Raw genomic sequence first — 19085 nt, forward strand, 5'->3', positions numbered from 1 at the left:
CTCAGCCTCCTATGAATCTATTCTTCTATAAAAGGTGTCTCACGCAAATGCTGTGTATGTTCAAATAAGACATGTGAGAAATGATCGTAATCTACCCATTTAAAAGGGATCAGAAGTTGAATATCATTCTGCTTATTGTAGATTTGTACATGTTTTTTATTGTATTTCACTTTTTTAATATCTTGAATCTTTATAGCTTTGCTCGCCTTCCCTTTCGTAACCACGACATCGTGTCCTACAACCATCACTTTGCTGCGTTTCTTTTTCCAAAGCTCATAAGCGGTTAGAAGAAGACCGATTACCGTAAATCCAATCGAGATATAAATCCCCTCATCTATACCGTCAAAAATCATTCTTCCCCAGTGCGTAATGAGGATTGCATAAAAGAACCACAAGCCCTTTGGCAATTTCGGTGAACTCATATAATGAATCTCTTCATGATATTTTTGGCTTAACTCTTCGCGCCTGGAAAAGAAATCTTCTTTATGCTCAGATAAGGTCTTCGATTTCAGCTCAACAAAGTCTGTGTATGTTCCTTCCCATATATGAGCGGTGTCATCACCGTCTTCCAAAGAAAATCCACCGACCCATCCAACATAATCCGTATTACCTTCTTTGAAACTCATCAAATAATAACGAATTGGCTGTCCGTATTGATTTTCCGTTTCAATCGAATCTACTATATTAATTTGTTCTGGAAACTTTCCTATCATTTGATCTTCATCATCCCGAAGATAAACGATATGTGTCAGCAGTTTTGATTTCGCGATTAGAGGCTGTTTGCCCTCTTTTATAGGAAATAAATGCTCTTTATTACTTGATTTCAAATCCCAGTAAATCATCTCTGCACTCTCTAAATCTGCAGCTAGCTTGGATAGAATTGACTTATCGAAATCAAGATTCTTTTCCATACAAATGTGTACTGCTTTTGCAGCGATAACGGGATCTTGAAAGTTTGTCGCCTCTTTTAAATAGTCCTCGGTATCGGCCGTAAAATAATAGTTTGTGAGTTGAAGAAGCAGATTCATATTATAGCGGAGTTTAAAATAGTCTTCTTTCCAAGATGTGTACACGTATTTCGCTTGATAATCTTTGTCATACGAAAGATATTCTGTCCTCAGATTCTCGTAGTCTTTTAATAACGAAGGCAGTACGGTTTGTTTCTTGTAACCCGGCTCAACCCCGGATTCATTGATTGCGAGAATAAAATCATACATCATGTATTTATAATGAGGAGAATTTAATTTATCCATAACTTTATCAACCACATTACGTACAAAGACAGGGTATTCACAGAGCTGTTCGACTGGCAGAATTACTTCCTCTTCTTGTATTAACTTTGCGATTTTATCTTCAATTTCAAAAAAGATCTCTTCATCTTCAGTAACTAAAAATAATTCCAACGCTCTTACTTTTGCATCAGGTGATAGTTTGTCAAAATACTTAATTAAATGTTCGACTACTTCAGGCATTGCATAGTCACACACAAAATCTGTTAAGTAATAAGACGGCTGATCCCACACATCAACCGGATCAGGGAAAGAGCTTGCAGCTGTCTCAACCACTTCTTTTAACAGGTCCACTCTGACTTCCAAATCTGGTGTTTCTTTATATTCAAATAAAGCACCCAGTGCTTCAAAGCGTTTTTCAGGGTCTTGGCTCTTCGTTTTTCTCAGCATATTTCTAAACTTTAATTCGTTCATGTTTTCACCTTTTTAGTAAGATTTTCTTTATAAAATAGAAGGATTCGATTTATTCTAATTGATAAAAAAAGGAAATACAATGGCTTTTTATCTGTATCTTAAAATAATTAATAGCGGAGTCTAGTGATTGCCTGAACAGCTTTATATACATTCATTAAAACAGGAAAAACCCTAAATAAAGAGCTTAGGGTTTTTAAAAATTATTTTATTTTTACTTTAAATGCCTCATCATAATAAACTTTATTTGGATTAACGACTTTTAGTTCCTTGTTTAAAATATGCCCGTCAAAAACTAGAACGGATTCTTTTCCTTTTGGAGCAATCTTGCTTTCTTCTAGATTTCTAAAATATTCTTTGCCATCTTCGTCAACTAAAAACATTGGTAGATATTGATTGATCGGATATTCTGAAGAGAAGTAAACGTACGTTTTGTTCCCTTGCTCAATTGTTTTCGTAATGGTTAAGTTTCTTTGATTATCTAATGGGATGGTCGTCGCGCCTTTTATGTTTAAAAGAGTTCCATTACTTATATCATATCCGCTATGAGATTTATTTACATTAAACGGAATGACAGTAATTGAATCATGCAGGTTCCCTGTATTTTCATAATAACTTCTAACGGACATAGTTCCAGAAGCACTCTCTTTTGTGTCACCACTGACCCATTTGATTGTTTCTCCGTTATGATCTACTACTATGAAATTAAGCATAGGGTTACTAGTGCTAACTTCACCTTCTAAGAGTATTCTCAATGGCGTAACCGTTACCTCTTCTAATTTTGTTTGAGAATCAATAAATGGCAAAGCTTTATTTACTGAGAATTCATTCGTATAACTCTTTACTTTTTCAGTTTTAATCGGGAGTTCAAAATTCCATTTACCATGGAAAGGTCCATCTATACCTCCTAAGCGATCCAATTGTAAAAGGAGAGTAAATTTCTCTGGAAGCCTGCTTACATTAACATTCGCATCTTCATCTCGCCAATTCAAAGTTTCTGGTGTGATGAGAAAACGAGTGGTACCTTCGTACATTTTATGTTCTTTATCTTTAAATTCACCAAACTCATTACTCGAACTTACCCAGCCTTGTTTTTTGTTATTTATAAATGCGTCTGTGAAGAGGTATGGTTTGGTTTGAAACGCATCCTGACCTTCAACTTTATAAGAAACCAAGAGTTCTACTCCATCAAAGACAGTGTTTGTTATCGTAACTTTTGTCCCGTTGCTTTCTTTTGTGTAAGGTGTTGGATCCATTACTTTTTCGTAATTTGAATTTAAATGAAAATGTTTTTGGATGGACTGAATAATAGGAATATCATCTGCAAAAGTGTCTAGGTTAAGGAACGTTGCTGCACAAATAGCTACAATTGAGGCAGCGACGATTCGTTTCCTATTTCCTTTTCTTCTTTCAGGAAGATTTTCTAATGTGCTTTTAATTTTCTCTTCTGTTCGATGCGGAATAACAACTTTTCCATGTGAAATACGATTTCTAAGTTTTTCATCAAATAAGTTCTCCATCTAATCACGCCCCTTATTTTCATCAATGATTTGAAGAAGTTTTTGCAAGGTTGATCTGGCCGTTGAAAGTCTGGATCTAACCGTACCTTCAGGAATCTTTAATAATTTTGAAATTTCTTTTGTTGTTATATCTTCATAATAAAAAAGGACAGTCACCAAACGGAGTTCTTCTTTTAATGAATAAATCGCATCTTGCACATCCAAGTCTTTATAAGAATCTTCATATCCCCCAAATTCTCTATTCATATTGTCTAGCGAAATCACTTTCTTCTTTGCCCTTAATGTGTCATTGCACTGGTTAATCAAAATTCGTATCAACCACGTTTTGAAATACAGATTCTTTTTCAACCGTCCGATTTTTTCGTATGCTTTCATGATGGTCATTTGAATGGCATCTTCCGCGTCTGCCTGATTTTTCAGCATCGCCATTGCTACTCGATATAAGTTTGTTTTATTTTCATGAATTAAGAAGATAAATGCGTCTTTGTCACCCTTTTTCGCTAACGCCACTCTGTCTGTTACTACCTTTACTCTTTCAAAACTTATGGCCATCTCTTTCACACGTTCCCCCCCCTTTCACTGTGCACATTAGATGGATGAGCATGTCATTTTGTTCAACTTTTTTTATCAGTAATAAAAAAAGAGCTGCTAAAGCAACCCTTTTCTCGATTTAAAACACTTTTGCATATACACATGTATCCCTTAAAGACGAATCTGTTGCAAGTGAATCATTACGCAAGATGCCTTCTAGTGTAAAACCTAATCGCTCAGGTATCGCCGCACTCTTCTTATTCCGTACATCACACCTAATCTCGATACGGCGTGCCTTTAATTCGTCTACTGCAAATTCTGTTATTCCTTGCACAGCTTCTGTTACATATCCTTTGCCAGTATGCCGGCTGTCCGCCCAATAGCCGATTTCAAACTTTGGAACATCCCAATTGATCCGGTGCAGACCAGACGAGGCGACCAGCTCGCCTGTTTCTTTTAAAAAGACGAGCAGACGCAGATCTTCTCTATTTAAAAATTTCGTGTGTGCTCCTCTGATGTTTGCTTCTACATCATCTTCCGTTTGGTCGATGTTAGCAAAATGCATCCATGGCTTCAACTCGTTAAGTGAAGCGTTGATTGATTCATATACGGCCTTACCATCACCAGGCATTGGCATGCGGATCAGCAGTCTATCAGTTGTGAATTCTGCTGGAAAGTCTAGCAGGATTGGATTCATTGTGTGCCTCCGAGTTGAGTCTTCATTATCATTTAGAATAGTTTCTAGATTCGTGTCATTTTTCTTTATTTCAATTGGCTTAAAGAGCGTAAAGCCACTCTTTTTCCTTGAACGCATTTTTGGTAGATAACGAGCTTGAATGAATATTTGTTTTTGAATCTTCATTGTTGCACCTGTTTCACATGTGCAAGTTTTTCCGGGTTCACGATAAAATACAGATCTTGGATTGTTTCATTTTGTACATTGAACGAAATAACACCGTACAATCGACCATCCAAGAAGATGAGCATTCCAGGTCCCCCATTTACCTGTTGAAGGGTATATGTGATTTCCTGCGTTGTTTTCGCCATAATTCCCATACAAAAACGAGCAATTCGTTCAGCACCCAAAATTGGCAATAGTGCCGCTTTTGTTTTTCCACCGCCATCTGATAGAAGTTTCGCATCCACTGCCAGTAAACGTAATAATGTGCTGACATCGCCAGACATTATAGCCTTAACGAATTGTTCTGTTATGGTCACAGCTTTTTCAGATGGAGCTTTGTTGTATTCCGGATGAGCACCCAATGCCTTCTTCGCTCTCAGAAAAATTTGTCTGCAATTCGCACTCGTTTTTCCGACGACATCAGCAATGTCTTCGTAATTGTATTGCAGCACTTCTCTTAAAAGAAACACGGCACGCTCGGTTTCTGAAAGTTGTTCTAATAAAAGCAAATAAGCTGTGGAAATCGATTCTTTCATGACATACTTGTTTGCTGGATCTGAATCCAGCTTCTCATTCACAATTGGTTCAGGCAGCCAGGGTCCTACGTAAGTTTCCCGTTTCTTTCTGGCTGACTTTAACTCATCGATACATCGGTTCGTTACGATTTTACAAAGATATGCTTTCACATTTTTAACGTTTTCGATCGATACTTCATTCAGTGTGATATACGCATCCTGTACAATATCTTCTGCATCCTGAACACTGCCCAGCATGCGATACGCCAGTGAAAATAACAATGGCTGATAGGATGTAAAGAGATTTACAGTACTGGATTCGAGCATATTTAAGCTTCCTTTCTTATCTTAGTTAAAGCGAATTGCTGAATGATTTTATCGGAGGCACGTTTGGCACTCGCAAATGCTGCGTCCACCAACATTTCTCCATGCCCCATTCCATCTCCTGCCATATATAGGCCTGGAATTTCAGACACTGCAGGATCCAAAAACGATGTGTGTACCGCAGCAGTGTTTTGAACAACGGTGATATGAGGTAAAAATTGACGCGCTGTTACTTCGTCTCTCCACCCAGGCTGCATGAGATCCATAATTTGTTCCAGCTCTTGTTCAACTGCTTTCACGTTCACTTCTTTTTCGCTTCCAAGGTATTTCAGAACATTTATAACAACAGAACCATCATCCGTTAATTTCGCTGCACGTGACTGGTTGGTAAATAAAATGTGCTGGTCAATCCCAATCGCAAAATTTTGACTTGGCATAGGAAGCTTTTTCAGAACAACGTCCAGGCAAGCCGCATAAAGAGGCATCGATTTTTCTTTCCACACATGAAGAGAAGAATGTTCTGCCCCTTTAACAAGTTTGTTCGCTTGATTTGGCCCCGTCGTTACTATTACGAATGGAGCTTCTATCTGGTCTTCATCATTAAAATAAACATGATGGCTGCCATTTTCATATTCAATCGCTGAAACCGATTTTTGTGTATGAATGATGACTCCCGATTTTAGCGCTTTATCTCGGAGGCTAACGACCATTGACTGCCAACCGCCGTCTACATAAGTGACACCTTTCAATCCTAGCTGTAACTGCTTAAGTACTGCACTGGCAAGTAAACGTTCAAAATCAATACCATACGTTGCCGTTCGGCATAAAGCATAAAAGATGTGACGGACCATCGGATCTTTAATCTCACTTTCTGCCCATTCCCGCAAGCTGATATGCGGTATCTTTTCAGGAGTCAGCTTTTGCAATTGAATCATCATTTTACCCAGTTCCATTTTCCCGGACCAGGATAATAATCGTGTTGTAAAGAGCGATGTTAAAGAGCCAGGCAGAGCATGCAGCTTGCCATTCCAGATCGCATTCCCTTTCGCATCTGGGGTTCCGCCAGATACAGTCACACCTAATTCTTTCAAAATCTTTTCTGCCTCTCCCCCCTTGTAAATCGCATGTGCCCCAAGGTTCAGCATCGCACCATTTTTCTTTACGGATTGGGCACGCCCGCCAACTTCTTTTCCTTTTTCATAAACGGCAACAGATAAACCAGCTTTCGCTAAATAGATAGAAGCCGTCAATCCAGAAATCCCTCCGCCAACAATTGCCACATCAAATGTATTCAAATGAATCACCACTTTCTGATTTTATAAACAAGACGATAATGGGTTTCATTTTGTGACAAAGTACTTTAATAGAAAAGGCTCTTTCCTATTAAATATGAGAGCTATGAGCTTCAGGGGCATTATTGTAACTGCTTAATTGGAAGGTTGATTGGAGTATAAGGTGCGCAACTCCACGAGAGACTGCCTAATCGTACAATGTCTGAAAAGAGAAAAAATGAACTTCGTTTGATATTAAAGTGAAACGGGTATTTATTAATAAAGGCAATTTTCATAATTTTCTGCCTTTTAATCTATTTTTAAAAGAAAGGAGATCATATGATGTTATACAGTAAAATTCTCGTTGCAATTGATGGTTCAGAGGGCAGCATCGAAGCTTTAAGAAACGGTTCTGAGATCGCGAAAAATTCAGGTGCAGAATTAACGCTTCTCCATGTTATGCAAGAATCACCTTTGCCACTATATGGCGGTGTTTATCCGCTAAGTGTTGCAAGTACTTCTATGGTTCGTGAAGAAGTAATGGAGGCTGAAAAAGCGGAACAGACTCATGGTGAGGAGATCTTGCACAAAGCGCAAGCGAAAGTTCCACCTGAAGTTGAGACGAAGACTGCTTTGCTGAATGGAGCTCCGTCTGATACCATTTGTGCCTATGCAGAGAAATATAACATCGATCTCATCGTCATTGGAAGCAGAGGATTGACAGGACTGAAGAAATTCGTACTCGGAAGCGTCAGTCAAAAAGTATTGCATGACGCAAATGTTCCCGTTCTAATTACTAAATAGAATAGAGCGGACTCCTTATGAGTTCGCTCCTTTTTTTATTCCACCATCTCAGAAACCTTTTTAAATTTGTAGCCCTTCGCTTTTAAACTGTCTACTATATCTTTCACAGCTTCTATTGATTCTGTACGAGACCCATACATAACATGCAGTAAAATAATCGATCCAGGTTCGATGTTTTTGTTCACGTGCTCCACTATTTTTTGGGAGTCAGAAGCAATCTCTGGATAGGAATCAGGTTCAATATTCCAAAGAATCGTCTTTCGATTCTGTTTGTCCAAATAACGCGGTAAGCCGACCAGTTTCTTCCCATATGGCGGTCTGAACTCGATCGGTCCTTTGTATCCTGTTTTTTTGATTAAAGCATCTGTCGTTTCAATTTCATTTTTGATAAAGGTTGGAGTCTTGAGGATCATTCGTTTGTGCGAATAAGAGTGGTTCCCTAGTTCATGACCTGCCAGCACGATTTTTTCTGCTTCTCCAAAGTTTTCTTTTATCTCTCTTCCCGTTAAAAAGAAGGTCGCCTTAACATCAGCATCTTTCAATATTTTTAATATCTGATCTGTATTCTTTGTCGGACCATCATCAAAAGTAAGGGCAACCACCTTTTCGTCTGTATCCGCTTTTGTGACAAGACCACCGTAAAACTGAAAATCTCTCGAGTTGCTTAATATTAAAAGACCATATCCGGCAGCAATAAAAATAACGATAGATACGATGATGATGATTAGAACTTTTTTCACTCCGTTTCACCCTTTAAAGTATATTAATCCGTTTTATTTGTACCAATAGCTCGTTAAATCTGTTGTGACAGACGCATGACCCATTTGACGCAGCATCGCTGTGATATTTCCGCGGTGGTAAGCGCCATGTGTAACAAGATGCGTCACCATTTCAGAAAGACTCGTTTCTCTTCGTCCTGCCCAAGGAGTATCAAGCACTAACTTTTTATCCAAATCTTCTTGTTTGGTAAAAAAATCTTTATACCGATTCGATAATTCCGCAAACATTTGATAAATCTCTTCAATGTTTTTCGAATCTGTTTCAACTTTTTCAATTTCCAGCGCATCACTCATACTAATTCCAGAAATGATGTGGAACCAGAGTTGATCAACAATGTACATATGAGAAACTACCTTTGAAATGGATGGGAAGACGCTTTGAATTTCTTTGTGATAAACATCATTGCCAAGCTCCAATAAACGATTAAATATGGTTTGATTAGCCCAAACATGATAATCCAGCATATTTACATTATGATGAGTCATTAATGATTCCTCCATTTAATTCATTCTTCTGCTATTTTTCGACAACATGTTGCATTACCCTTTTTTTGACTTTTTTGAAGGGGTTAAGTGTGTAGTAAAGAATACAATCTAAAAGGAATTTCGAATAAAGGAGAAAATCATGAGCTCATTTGAACATGACCAGTAAAACCGTCATTCTTGCAGAGGACCTCCAATTTTTTTGATTAACTTATTTAAAACAATACGGAGGTGCATGAATGAAACATGATAAAGAATTTGAAATGTATGTAAATGTTGCACAAAAACCGTTTTCTGGGTGGGATTTTTCTTTTGTAACGGAAACGGGACGAATGAGTAGCAATATGCTTTCGTGGTCATACGGCAGTATGGTAATCCCGCTAATTCGAGATGCGAACTCAATGCTTGATATGGGAACTGGCGGCGGTGAACTTTTATCAAAGCTACAGCCTTTTCCTGAGATGATATGTGCCACTGAAGCGTATCTTCCCAATGTTCCTATAGCAAAAAAGCGGTTAGAACCTTTAGGTGTAAAGGTACATCAAATCGGAGAAGATAATGTTCTTCCCTTTACTGATCGTCAATTCGATTTGATCATTAACAAGCATGAAGAGTATTCACCGAAAGAAGTCCGTCGTGTGATTTCGAATGATGGTGTTTTTTTGACACAGCAAGTAGGGGGGACGGATTGCATTGAAATCAATGAACATTTTGGTGTTTCATTGAATGGTGCGTTTTCTCATTGGGATTTGTCATTTGCTGAAAAAGAGCTGATGGATCATGGTTTTGTAGTGTTAGAAGCGAAAGAAGAATTTCCTGTCCAGCGTTTTTATGATGTGGGTGCCCTTCTCTATTATTTAAAAGCGATTCCTTGGCAAATTCCTAATTTCCAAAGTGAAAACTACTTGGAAGAGATTTATAACATCCATTTGATAATTCAATCGAAAGGTTATTTTGATGTAAGACAGCATCGATTTATTCTAAAAGCGAGGGCTAATTGATGGAGTATATTATTACAATGCTAGCAGGCGCCACATTTTTATTATTTTTCCTCTTTTATGCCATTCATATTTATGCGCCAAATAAGAAAAAAATAAAATATTTTTTCGTTATCGTCTTTTTAATAACCGGTTCGATCGGAGCGATTTACAGTTTCCTCCTTATCCCGGATTTATTAACGAGTGTTGTAAGTTTATGCCTAGTTGCTTTAGCCGCCAGCTCTTTTCTTATTGCTTTTTCAATGGATATGTTTATGAAGTGATTTCTGGTTAGGAAGTGTACCCATGATAAAGTATGAAGCCCTGCATAAGAAAGAAGAAGTCAATCTGCTAAACAATTTGATTGGACAGCGACTTACTTCTATATTCGGTTCTTCCATTACTAAAAAGGATGGCTTGACTTCATACCACTCTTACGCGACAGTCTTCTTAAGAAATTATGAACAAAAAGAAATATTAGCGTTCACCTGTCGATTACTGGAGACCCCAAATGATGAAGAATATTGGAAAATCTCTGTTCAGAAACAGAAGAAACCGCCGCCAATTACCTATGAAGCAGATTATGAGGGTAATCCGGTAAGCCCGACTAAAACAGAAATTCCAATAGAAACAAGCGTGAAAAAGGTTTCTATCTTTTCAAAAGAATTACAAACTCGTCATGAGCTCCTTATTTATGATCATGCGGTTGTATTCGCACTCGAAAACGAAAAGACACTTTGTATTTCAGCTATATTGAGCCCCTGTGGTGTTGATATTTCATTGGATGATGGAGAAATAAAGAAGATATTAGGTGGCTGCAGTAGAAGATAAAGTGTACGTTATCACAAAATTAAGCAAAACAAACTAAAAAAGCAGTCCCTTTTATCTCGGGACTGCTTCACTCAATTATTTCTGTACGTTTGTTACTTTCCAACCTTTTTTATCAACCCATTCAAGATTGACAGTATATCTTTCGTTTGATTTTCCGTCCGGACTTACTTCAGCTACAGATTTTTGCGGGCTTCCGCCGTTCGCAATTTTCCACACTGTCATGTTTTCGTCTAATCCTGTCGCTAATCGAATCGCTTTTAGCTTCTCGTTCCAATCGACACTTCCTTCTTCATAACTAGAAGTGTGCGGTCCAGTTTGAGACGTTCCGATCGGTTTGTTTATTGTTGGCTGATCGCTAGCTGCTTGTTGTTTCTTTTTCGCTTCTGCAGCTTTTTTAGCATCAGCTGCTTTTTTTGCTTCCGCTGCTTTTTGGGCTTCTTCTGCTTTTTGAGCCTCTTCTGCTTTTTGGGCTTCTTCTGCTTTTTGCTTTTTCTGTTCTTCTTTATCCGGATTTATACCGATTTCTTTTGAAGAATCATCATTTTGAGAATCCTTCGATTGCTTGTCCTCTTTATCAGTGACTTTTTCTTCTTTCGTTGTTCCATCAGGCTGAAGTTTCACAACTTTATGCGTTGGTTCTTTTACTTTATGTTTCTCAGGCTGCTCATCATTTCCCATTAATAAGGCATCTTTCGGTAAAAACAACAATCCTATGAGAACCGCACCTAGTGCGCTGAATAATACGACGTTGCGCTTTTTTGTATTTTTCTTGCTGTTGTTGCGACGTAATCTAGACAATTTTTCTCACTCCTTTTTAAAACCGTTCCCTTTGTTGCTATATATAAACAAAAGAACTCCTTTCGAGCTATGAGTTCTTTTCTATAAACTTCCTTTTTATAACTTAAATGAACATAATAACATTCGTAGAGGAGGCATCGAAACATGTCGGTCAAATAAAAAAAGGAGCCGATTTCCAGCTCCTTTCCATTTATGATTTAAGCTACTGATTTATTTTGTTTTGCTTCCAATCTTTTGATATCAAATCGAATTAAGACCGAAACGATTAGTGCCACAACGAACAAACCTGAGAAGAAGGTTAAGCTGTTCGCATAAGAACCTGTTGTATCCTTGATCCATGCTGCAAATAACGGCCCAGCAAGACCGGCTGCTGCCCATGCTGTTAAGATGTATCCGTGGATCGCACCCACTTCTTTAGTTCCAAATAGGTCCCCGATATACGCAGGAATAGATGAAAATCCTCCGCCATAGCATGTGTAAACAATCGCCAGCATTACCTGGAACAACATAACTGATGTCGTGTGAGGCAATAAGAAAAACAATGCGATCTGTAGTACAAAAAATGTTGTATATGTGTTCGGACGCCCAATGTAATCGGAAATCGTTGCCCAGCCGAGACGCCCAAAACCGTTGAATAATCCTAGCACCCCAACAAGTGCTGCCGCTTCAGCTGTTGTGAGACCGATGCTTTCTTGTGCCAGCGGTTTAGCCGCAGAAAGGATTGCGATCCCGCACGTTACATTGATGAAGAGCATAATCCACAAATAATAGAAGCGGCGTGTTTTTACCGATTCGTTTGCTGTGAGTTGAGAGAGGTCTTTTTTGACTTTTACTTTGCCGCTATCCACATTTTCTTTAAACCCTTCTGGAAGCCAGCCTTCAGGCGGTTTTTCTAAATACAGAGAAGATAATGTCATGATTACAAAATAAGCAATTCCTAGAATAAAAAAGGTATTTGCGACTCCAGAAGATTTGATCAAAGAATCCATGATTGGAGAACTGATTGCAGCAGCAAATCCAAATCCCATAATGGCAAGTCCAGTTGCTAAACCGCGGCGATCCGGAAACCATTTGATCAGTGTTGATACCGGAGCTATGTACCCAACTCCAAGCCCAATTCCCCCAAGTACACCGTAAAAAACATACAATAGTGGTAAAGAGCCAATATTTACTGCTAGTCCAGAACCTGCAATACCTATCCCAAAGAAGATAGCTGCTAGCAATCCTGCTTTTTTCGGACCGTGTTTTTCAACAAAATGACCTAGAAAAGCTGCTGATAATCCTAAAAATAAAATGGCAATACTAAAGGTCATTTGTACTTGTGATGCCGACCAGCCGAATTTATCGATCAATGGATTTGTAAAGTTACTCCAAGCATATACAGATCCGATTGAAAGATGGATGCCAACTGCGGATAAAGCGATGAGCCAGCGATTTTTTGTCTTTTTCATTTTTTTATTTCCCCCTTTTCAAAAGTTAATTTGGTTAACCTTTCTATTTACTTACCCTTACAACAAAAAATCCTACCATAATGACATTCAATCCTACCAAAACGGCAGTTAATAAAAAAGACAACATCCAAAAAAACTTATACGAAGATAAGCTTTAATCGAATGTTGTCTAACGTCTCTACATACTCGTGCAGAGAAATCATTCATCATTATTAATTAATAAAATAAAAAATGTGCAGTACTTGCAGATTCTTCATTTTAATTTTGTTGTAATGCTAAGCGTTTTTAATGTTATCAGATATAGAAAAGTAAGGCAATAAATTTTTTAACTGTTCTGAAAAATCATTAGTTATTTTTCACTTTAATGGCTGCTCCATTATTCGTTATAAAATATTTGATAGAGGCAACTGTCCCGATCCCATATAGCGCATACTGAAGCCCTACTAACAATCCGCCTGGAGTAAATTTACCATCTTGCCAGAAAGCATAAAGAACTCCTAAAACAACGGCGATGATCGGAATGTACCGATTAGAAACACGATTCGTTTGACGAATGGCATATAAAATGACAGCAAGGCCAACGTACGGTGTAAAAGTTGTAAGCAGACTCATCTGATTGCCTCCTCTAAAAGAGTGTTGTCAAACCATTACTTGTAATATGAATATTAGAAATTTGGGCGAAAAAGACCTTAATGCAAAAGAAAAAAAGCGATTTCCAAGTGAAAATAATCGCTTTGGGACCGCTTTTTTCTCCAATTTTATTACAATTGAATGTTATCTCTGATAAAGAGCTATAAATCATTAAAATGATAGCTTTCAGTTACCACTGAAATTTATCCTAACTAGATATTTCCACGGTAAAGGTAAATATTTCCACGGTAAACCTCAATAATCCCACGTTATTTTAAATATATCCACGTTAGCAAAAATTCTACTATTTCATGGTTGTTGCTTGTGCAGTTTTGTAATGATTTGATTACAATCTACCACGATTCTGTCGATCAGTTCTTTCGCAGACTGTCTTTTGCTCATAGCTGAAGCTTGCCCAGCCCACATCGAGAGCATTTCTTTATTTTTTCTTCGACCTGCTTCTTTTCTAATATCAGAAGTTAAAATGTGCTGGAAGGGATAAGGCGGCAAATTTCCCGTTGGAATTTGCTCGAGTTCCATCATCATCTCATTCTTAATACCTCTCGCACTTTTTCCTGAAAAAGATTTTGTGATTTTCGTATCGGTGTCATTACTGGATAGAATCGCTTGTTGATGGATGTCATTTGCTCCGCTCTCGTTAACCGTTAAAAATGCTGTTCCAAGCTGAACGCCGGATGCTCCAAGCGAAAGGGCTGCAGCAAAACCTCTTCCGTCCATGATTCCACCGGCTGCGACTACAGGACAGCTGACTGCGTCAACGATCTGTGGAACTAAGGCAAACGTTCCGATCAATGCTTCGTGCTCATTTGAGATAAACGTTCCTCGATGTCCTCCCGCTTCACTTCCCTGGGCGACGATAACATCAACTCCTATTTTTTCAAGAACTACCGCTTCTTCAACATTCGTAGCTGTGGCCATAACGATTATGTCTTTATCCTTTAGCTTTTTCACCAGTTCTACAGATGGCTGATCAAATGTAAAACTGACAATCTTCACTCCAGATTCAATAACAACTTCGAGTTGCTGTTCAAAAATATCTTTCATGTCTGGAATCGTATGTATCTCTGGTATTTCGAGCTTTTTTCGGTAGTGATTCAACAGCTTTTGCATGTTCAGAATTTGTTGTTCGTTTTTTTCATAGGACTGTGGAAGAAAAAGATTTACGGCAAATGGAGCTTCCGTTCGATCTTTGATTTGTAAAATTGCTTTTTTGATATCCTCTGGTTGCATATAACCTGCCCCTAGTGTACCAAGACCACCTGCATTACTTACTGTAGCAACAAGATCTGCTGTGGTCGGTCCACCTGCCATCCCCGCCTGAATGATTGGATATTTCAATGTTCAATCGTTTACTCAGCATTCTCTCACCTCAACAATAGAGTTCTTATCTCTATTTTATAAAGAAATCTTGGATAACGCTATTACTAACCCGTCAGCCTTACACTGATACTATCTACTTTTGTCTAAAATCTCTTCGCTACAAGTTATACTTTTTGGTAGTGCTAAAAAGGAAAGGCAGCAGTCTTGTTTTTGACTGCAGCCTTTTTATTTATACTGCTATTTTTTTTGAATCATTCAATTCTTTCAAAGCTTGTTCACTCTGACTTTCATCAAATTCGTTCTCGCTTTTCGAAACGACGATTGTCGCAATACCGTTTCCAATCAAGTTCACGATCGCACGCGCTTCACTCATGAATCGGTCAACACCAAGCAATAGAGCTAATCCTTCAACAGGAATAACTGACATGGCTGATAAGGTTGAAGCTAGTACGATAAAGCCACCGCCTGTAACGGCTGCTGCTCCCTTCGATGTCAGCATTAGAATAGCGATGATCGTCAGCTGCTGTGTCAAACTGAGATCGATGTTGAACACTTGTGCTAAAAAGACCACTGCCATAGAAAGATAGATTGACGTTCCATCCAGGTTGAACGAGTAACCTGTTGGAATAACAAGTCCGACAACCGATTTCGAACAGCCGAACTTTTCCATCTTATTCATCATACGCGGTAAAACCGATTCTGAAGAGCTTGTCCCGAGTACGATCAGCAGCTCCTCTTTTATATACTTCAAATACTTCCAAAGACTGAATCCATTCATTTTACAGATGATGTTCAGCACGATAAATACGAAGAAAAACATGGTTGTGTAAACTGAAATCATCAGCTTTCCGAGCGGCAATAAAGACTCAAGCCCAAAGTTGCCTATCGTAAAAGCCATCGCCCCGAATGCTCCAAGAGGCGCTGCTTTCATGATATATCCTACAATTTTGAAGAAGACGCTGAGCAGTTTATCGAAGAATTCGATGATGATTTTTCCTTTATCACCTAAAGCGGTCAGTGCAACACCGAAAAGAACGGAAAAAAACAGGACTTGCAAGATATCGCCTTTTGCAAAAGCGTCTACCATATTGCTAGGAACAATGTGAGTAAAAAACTCCATCCAGTCAATTTTCCCGCCGCCGTCAGATGTATATTGTGATACATCTCCTTTTTGAAGCTTATCAAAATCCAAACCTGCTCCAGGCTTTAAAACGTTAACGACGATCAAACCGATAATAAGAGCGAGTGTTGTAACAACTTCAAAATAAATAAAAGCTTTTCCTCCAACTTTTCCTACCTTTTTCATGTCACCCATTTTTGCTATTCCAAGAACGATCGTCAGGAAGATGATTGGGGCGATCACCATCTTAACAGCATTAATGAACGTATCTCCTACCGGCTTCATCTGCTTCCCGATTTCCGGCCAAATCAAGCCAACGAGCACACCTACGGCGATTGCAGTTAATACTTGAAACGTGAGATTTTTATAAATCTTCTTCATTTATATGTCCCCCTTCAAAACGTGAATAAGCGCTTTAAACATTTTTGTAAAATAATAAAAACGCTTTCAGTATGTTGTAAGAATATTATGAATGTATTCATATTTCAACATAAAACAGTTAACTCATTTATTATAAATGGACAACATAACTAGTATGCAGAAGAATTCGTGATTGCTGTCATAGCCTTTTTTCATACGAGTAGGCATTTCTAACTGTTTTTTTAACCGTTATATTTCGGTCCTTTGCAACTGTGGAGAATATTTACAACCTTGTAAAATGAAATTAATACAGTGATTGTAAAATAAAAACAGTTTCACCAACATCGAGAAATTACATGCTGGTAATAGAGCATTTCGCTTAAAAAGGAAGGTGGGGTCAGACCCCGGGTCTGACCCCACCTTCCAAAAATTGATGGAGGTGCAGGTTATGAATAGGCACGGAAACAAAAAGTTCCTTTCTCTCTTTTCCGTTGTAGTTGCACTTGCTATAAGTACACTTACCTTTATTCCTTCTCTTCAGGCTACCGGAGATGGTTCTACAAACTCTCCATATTCCGTAGCACAAGCCATTTCCAATCAAAATAACGGTGTAAAAACTGTACAAGGTTATGTCGTAGGACAACCTACTGCGACGTCAACCGTTGTATCAAGCAATTATCCGAACGACTATGCTCTAGCACTCGCTGACAGTGCATCTGAAACAAATACTTCAAACATGGTGTACGTACAAATTCCATCTTCATTCCGATCGACATTTGGATTAAAAACGAATCCAGGTTTAAAGGATACAGCGATTAAAGTAACCGGAAATCTTACCGCATACTTTTCACATCCCGGATTAAAAGATCCAACTGCCATGGAGAAAACATCTGGATCTGATCCCGAAGATCCGCCGACTGACCCTACTGATCCGACAAATCCACCGCCTTATGATGATTCGTATTATGACCCGGCTAGAGGAAAAACAGGAGCTGCATTAAAAACTGCCCTTCATAACATAATCGATGATCATACAGAAATCTCTTATTCAGCTGTTTGGGAAGCATTAAAAGTAACCGACCAAGACCCGAACAACAGCAACAATGTGATTTTACTGTATACTGGACGTTCTCAAAGTAAAAACTCAAACGGCTCAGGAGTTGATGATTGGAACCGTGAACATGTCTGGGCGAAATCCCATGGTGATTTTGGTACAGCGATGGGACCAGGAACAGATCTTCATCATCTACGGCCAACAGACGCGAGCGTAAACAGCTCAAGAGGCAACCTGGATTTTGACAACGGGGGCACTGAGCATCCAGAAGCACGAGGCAACTATTATGACAGTGATTCATGGGAACCGAGGGATGCTGTAAAAGGCGATGTAGCCCGAATGATTTTTTATATGGCAGTCCGATATGAAGGAGACAGCGGAGAACCTCAGCTAGAGATGAACAACAACGTGAATAACGGAGCGGCGCCATATATAGGTAAAATGTCTGTATTATTGCAATGGAATGCAGAAGATCCCGTTGATAACTGGGAACGCAACCGAAACAACATTATCTACAACGATTACCAGCACAACCGAAATCCATTCATCGATCACCCTGAGTTTGCTGAAGAAATTTGGTAAACGACTAATGTTATAAACAACCAAAAGCCTGGCATTGCGCCAGGCTTTTACTTTTGATTCTACATAAGTACCTTGTAGTAGATTAAACAAACCGAACACGCCGCCCACGACACCATCGCAAACACGGTGACGATCATATTTTCAGACCAGCCATATTTAATTCCATAATGATAATGGATGGGTGTAAATCTGAATAATTTTTTCTTTGTTCTCTTGAAATAGGTAACCTGTAAAATAACGGATAGCTGTTCAGCGAGATAAATGAAAAAAAGAATAGGAATGAGAATCTCTACTTTTTCTATTATGGCAAGAAAGGATAGTGTTCCTCCTATTGCGAGTGATCCAGTGTCACCCATAAAGGCTTTAGCCGGGTATAAATTGTAGATTAAGAATCCTAAAATAGCAGCGATCATCACCAAACTAAAAATCTTCACCTCTGCATGCTCGCTGATCACAAAGAAAAAGAAATATGTAGGGATGGCTACCATTCCTAACAGCCCGTCCATTCCATCTGTAAAATTAATCGCGTTCGCCGTTCCTACGATAAACAATGTGATGACAACGAAATAAAAACTATAAGGCAAAACGATTTGCAGTGATTCTGTTAGATGTATGCTGGGATCTAGCTCAAATAAATTTACGGCTGCAAACAAAAGCAGTATCGTGAACCCGAATTGAAAAAGCAGCTTCGTTTTACCAGAAACCCCACCAGGATCTTGTTTCGATGCCTTCCAATGATCATCGAGAAAACCGATAAAACTAAACAACAAAAACGTACTCAAAAGAAAAAGCATCGCTGGACTTTGATCATAATAAAAAGCAACTGCGACCCCAACAAGGAATACAATGCCCAGCATCAACGGAGTTCCTTTTTTCTCTTGATGATCTGCCGGAAGCTCTGCACGTATCGGTTGCGTCCATTTTAATTTATCCAAAATGAAGATGAGTACAGGTGCTATTAAAACTGTAATGATAAAGGTTATTAGAGCTGGAGTTAGTTGAGAAAACACAATTTGATCTCCTTTCAATCTATCAATCTTATAAGATTCGATAAAACGTTAAAATGTCCCTGTTATTTCCATGATATTCTTATCATAAAAAATAAAGGGACAG

19 protein-coding genes are annotated in these 19085 nt (G+C 38.6%); 5 read left to right on the forward strand and 14 right to left on the reverse strand.

Going from position 1 to position 19085, the window contains the following annotated elements:
- Window positions 1–17: 17 nt before the first annotated feature.
- From RGB74_RS14515 to RGB74_RS14540, 6 genes are all read right to left on the reverse strand, one after another.
- Window positions 18–1703, reverse strand: coding sequence for a hypothetical protein (locus RGB74_RS14515; protein WP_310760008.1), 1686 nt, complete (start codon window positions 1701–1703; stop codon window positions 18–20).
- Between the two features lie 200 nt (window positions 1704–1903).
- Entirely contained in the window at window positions 1904–3220 is a 1317-nt protein-coding gene (locus tag RGB74_RS14520; protein ID WP_310760009.1) for a DUF4179 domain-containing protein, read from the reverse strand.
- Window positions 3221–3772 carry a sigma-70 family RNA polymerase sigma factor gene (locus RGB74_RS14525; protein WP_310762892.1) on the reverse strand — a complete coding sequence of 184 codons (552 nt, stop codon included), beginning with the start codon at window positions 3770–3772 and terminating at the stop codon, window positions 3221–3223.
- Between the two features lie 118 nt (window positions 3773–3890).
- Window positions 3891–4448 (reverse strand): GNAT family N-acetyltransferase, encoded by a 558-nt coding sequence (locus tag RGB74_RS14530; protein WP_310760010.1) that lies wholly within the window; start codon window positions 4446–4448, stop codon window positions 3891–3893.
- A 161-nt stretch (window positions 4449–4609) separates the two neighbouring features.
- Entirely contained in the window at window positions 4610–5494 is an 885-nt protein-coding gene (locus RGB74_RS14535; RefSeq protein WP_310760011.1) for an RNA polymerase sigma-70 factor, read from the reverse strand.
- 2 nt (window positions 5495–5496) lie between these two features.
- On the reverse strand, window positions 5497–6786 hold the full coding sequence (locus tag RGB74_RS14540; protein WP_310760012.1) for a phytoene desaturase family protein: 1290 nt from the start codon (window positions 6784–6786) through the stop codon (window positions 5497–5499).
- A gap of 318 nt (window positions 6787–7104) precedes the next feature.
- Here RGB74_RS14540 and RGB74_RS14545 point away from each other — a divergent pair, with 318 nt between their 5' ends.
- Entirely contained in the window at window positions 7105–7566 is a 462-nt protein-coding gene (locus RGB74_RS14545) for a universal stress protein (RefSeq protein WP_310760013.1), read from the forward strand.
- Window positions 7567–7601: 35 nt separating this feature from the next.
- Here RGB74_RS14545 and RGB74_RS14550 read toward each other — a convergent pair whose 3' ends face one another.
- Together RGB74_RS14550 and RGB74_RS14555 are read right to left on the reverse strand one after the other, a co-directional pair.
- Complete coding sequence (locus RGB74_RS14550; protein ID WP_310760014.1) at window positions 7602–8306, reverse strand: polysaccharide deacetylase family protein; 705 nt, start codon at window positions 8304–8306, stop codon at window positions 7602–7604.
- 33 nt (window positions 8307–8339) lie between these two features.
- Window positions 8340–8831, reverse strand: a complete 492-nt coding sequence (locus tag RGB74_RS14555) for a DinB family protein (protein WP_310760015.1) — start codon at window positions 8829–8831, stop codon at window positions 8340–8342.
- 236 nt (window positions 8832–9067) lie between these two features.
- Here RGB74_RS14555 and RGB74_RS14560 point away from each other — a divergent pair, with 236 nt between their 5' ends.
- The 3 genes from RGB74_RS14560 to RGB74_RS14570 are packed head-to-tail and all read left to right on the forward strand — an operon-like array spanning window position 9068 to window position 10636.
- Window positions 9068–9829, forward strand: a complete 762-nt coding sequence (locus tag RGB74_RS14560; protein ID WP_310760016.1) for a methyltransferase domain-containing protein — start codon at window positions 9068–9070, stop codon at window positions 9827–9829.
- Window positions 9829–10089 (forward strand): hypothetical protein, encoded by a 261-nt coding sequence (locus RGB74_RS14565; protein ID WP_310760017.1) that lies wholly within the window; start codon window positions 9829–9831, stop codon window positions 10087–10089. The genes RGB74_RS14560 and RGB74_RS14565 overlap by 1 nt, the downstream gene beginning before the upstream one ends.
- Window positions 10090–10111: 22 nt before the next feature.
- Complete coding sequence (locus tag RGB74_RS14570) at window positions 10112–10636, forward strand: hypothetical protein (RefSeq protein ID WP_310760018.1); 525 nt, start codon at window positions 10112–10114, stop codon at window positions 10634–10636.
- 75 nt (window positions 10637–10711) lie between these two features.
- Here RGB74_RS14570 and RGB74_RS14575 read toward each other — a convergent pair whose 3' ends face one another.
- The 5 genes from RGB74_RS14575 to RGB74_RS14595 form a co-directional block, all read right to left on the reverse strand.
- Window positions 10712–11434, reverse strand: a complete 723-nt coding sequence (locus RGB74_RS14575; protein WP_310760019.1) for a YrrS family protein — start codon at window positions 11432–11434, stop codon at window positions 10712–10714.
- A gap of 197 nt (window positions 11435–11631) precedes the next feature.
- A complete protein-coding gene (locus RGB74_RS14580; protein ID WP_310760020.1) occupies window positions 11632–12885 on the reverse strand; it encodes an L-lactate MFS transporter in 1254 nt (417 codons plus the stop codon).
- A 345-nt stretch (window positions 12886–13230) separates the two neighbouring features.
- The gene (locus tag RGB74_RS14585) at window positions 13231–13497 is read right to left on the reverse strand and encodes a phage holin family protein (protein ID WP_310760021.1); all 267 of its coding nucleotides are present in this window, start codon (window positions 13495–13497) and stop codon (window positions 13231–13233) included.
- Between the two features lie 327 nt (window positions 13498–13824).
- On the reverse strand, window positions 13825–14874 hold the full coding sequence (locus RGB74_RS14590) for an NAD(P)H-dependent flavin oxidoreductase (protein WP_310760022.1): 1050 nt from the start codon (window positions 14872–14874) through the stop codon (window positions 13825–13827).
- Between the two features lie 211 nt (window positions 14875–15085).
- Window positions 15086–16357 carry a dicarboxylate/amino acid:cation symporter gene (locus tag RGB74_RS14595; protein ID WP_310760023.1) on the reverse strand — a complete coding sequence of 424 codons (1272 nt, stop codon included), beginning with the start codon at window positions 16355–16357 and terminating at the stop codon, window positions 15086–15088.
- Between the two features lie 427 nt (window positions 16358–16784).
- Between RGB74_RS14595 and RGB74_RS14600 the strand changes: the two genes are divergently transcribed.
- The gene (locus tag RGB74_RS14600; protein ID WP_310760024.1) at window positions 16785–17972 is read left to right on the forward strand and encodes an endonuclease; all 1188 of its coding nucleotides are present in this window, start codon (window positions 16785–16787) and stop codon (window positions 17970–17972) included.
- A 59-nt stretch (window positions 17973–18031) separates the two neighbouring features.
- On the opposite strand, the gene mraY is transcribed toward RGB74_RS14600, so the two are convergent.
- Window positions 18032–18982, reverse strand: coding sequence for a phospho-N-acetylmuramoyl-pentapeptide-transferase (gene mraY, locus RGB74_RS14605; protein WP_310760025.1), 951 nt, complete (start codon window positions 18980–18982; stop codon window positions 18032–18034).
- Window positions 18983–19085 lie beyond the last annotated feature (103 nt).

Source organism: Bacillus sp. NEB1478 (assembly GCF_031582965.1).
Lineage (GTDB): Bacteria > Bacillota > Bacilli > Bacillales > Fictibacillaceae > Fictibacillus.